Origin of the sequence: Corynebacterium neomassiliense, from assembly GCF_900626215.1 — a bacterium.
Taxonomy (GTDB): Bacteria; Actinomycetota; Actinomycetes; order Mycobacteriales; family Mycobacteriaceae; genus Corynebacterium; species Corynebacterium neomassiliense.
On the sequence record NZ_LR131117.1, the window covers coordinates 1 to 2,178 of the forward strand.

The 2,178-nt window shown below is 62.3% G+C and carries 1 protein-coding gene; it reads right to left on the reverse strand.

The window, feature by feature from the left end:
• Window positions 1-280 precede the first annotated feature (280 nt).
• Window positions 281-1,597 (reverse strand): sodium:proton exchanger, encoded by a 1,317-nt coding sequence (locus tag E0E18_RS13795; protein ID WP_130841929.1) that lies wholly within the window; start codon window positions 1,595-1,597, stop codon window positions 281-283.
• Window positions 1,598-2,178 lie beyond the last annotated feature (581 nt).

A 2,178-nucleotide genomic window follows, 5' to 3' on the forward strand; every position in this document is an offset into this window, starting at 1 on the left:
GTGTTTGTATTCCGGGCTGAAGTTTCGCCGTGGTCGCCGGCCAGCGGTGTTGTCGGTCATGGTGACATCCTCTCGTGCGGGACGGATCCCGCTAAATCGGGTGTCCACTCAACGAGGGTAGGGCCAAGTGGGGATCTGTCGGTGTTGGTGGCCGATTAGATGTCCACCTCACCGACGACTGAGCCGGAACCGGCGACTCCGAGTCAAATGGTGGAGCAAAACGTGGAGTACAGACCTAGTCTATAGACCTCGCCAGGGCAGTGTTGGCTGATCTTCGCCGTCAATTCGCCGACTCCACATCTCCTCGGGGGATCTTCACGTTCATGTGAAGATCACACCTCACCAGCCAGGGGCTGCCTGTCACTGCCGTTGCAGGAGTGTCACCGGTCTCCGAGCCTCCGACGGTGTGGTGGTCGGCATGTGCCTGATGGACATGCCACAGGTTCCATGCGGTGACGCCGATTGCCAGCACGACGTGGACGATCGAGAGAACGTAACGTCCCTCCACACCGGTGATGACGAACTGCAGCGAGAACAGTCCCACCAACAGCACCGCCGCCCAACGGTGGAAACGCAGGGTGACAAGGATCGCCACACCAAGCAGCGTCTGAGTCGCGGTTAGGGTGAACTCCTCGACCTGCCGGGAGTCCAGCTGCATCGTCGCCGAACCACCGCCGAATAGGTGCGCCACTGGAAGGGAGCCGACTAGCAGGCTCCACTGGTTGATCTTCGAGGCGATCAGCGTGCCGATCGCGGCCGATCCCATTCCGCGCAGGGCGAACAGCGCAGCCACGATGAACTCCGGAGACTCCGAGGCGAGCGGGGCCAACCACTGGACCAGCAAGTAGGAGTCGACGCCCAACTGGGTCCCGGCGCCGACCAGTGCATCGGCGAAAGGTTCAGCCGACGTCAGTATGATCGCCGCCGCAGCGATGAACATCGTCGTCACCGTGGTCTTGCGAGCTCGGTCGGGAAGCTCGACGATTGCTGCCGACACAGAGACGTACTCGGCTTCCTCACTACTCTCGGCCTTGGAGGCGACGGCGAGGTAAGCGATAAAGATGACGATCAGCGCCACGCCGAACCATACGGGAATCGACCCGGTCAGTGGAATGAAGAAGCCTGCCAAGGCGAGCCCGCCGAGGACCAGCACGTCCCGACGCGAATCGTGCGGAAGGAGGAGTGTCTTCGGGGTGGGCATCTGGGTGGAACGACGCCGCCGCTTCACCGCCCACAAGGCGATCAGCACCACCAGCGGCCAGCCCAGGCCGAGCAGCAGACGATTGGAGCCGTTCATGTTGGCCGAGGCATAAGAGATGTAGCTGGGGTCGGAGCCCGACTGGTAGGCATAGTAGAGATCCACGGCATACTCCGGCAGCACGGCGACCAGGGCGAGCAGTGCGATAGCCAGCGGGCCGGAAATGTCACGGCGGGCGGCTTCAGCGGCCCAGGCCAGGATAAAGGACGCGGCGACGATGCCAGCGCCGTAGATCAACATTTGTACGACGTCCGGGACGTTGTCGCCGAAAACGCCGAGGCGCAGAAGGATGGCGGGAGCGGCGGCAGTGCCGCATATCGCCAGAGGGCGGGTGAGCATGGATTTGTTCTCCGATTCCAGGTTAATCTTTGGAGGAATCGAAGGTCTCGCTCATCAGCCGGCCTGCGGGGAATGTTCGGCCCCTTGCCCTGTCCTGACCCAGATGCCGGGTCACCAATGGTGACCAGTGTGTCGACAGTCCGGCAGGTGGCGCGTTGTTGACCGCGCCACCTGTGAGCTACTCCCCTTCGTCAGGGTGCCGCTGGCTGCGGCACCGTTTCCAGGTGTCTGCATCAGGTTGTGTCCGGTCGTCCGTGGTTCGGGTGCCGCCCTGATGACCGGACACCATATTCGCAGCCGGGTGTTCGGTGAGTCGAGAGCCAGTGGAAAGTTTGATCAGTCACATTTCCTGCTGAGACGGGTCAGGCTCGAGGGTGTCACGCGGTGTGACGCAGCGGTGATGTTATGGCGGCTCAGCGCCGCGGACGTACCCTCACCGCAGCTGCCACAGGTTTGGCCTTGCCCGCAAATCGTGGACAGGTAACTAAGCTGCCTCAGGTTCCTCAGCAGCAGGTTTGTTGAACAGATTCATTTCGAACTCCACCGGCGGCACATACCCCAGCGACGAGTGCAGCCGTCGT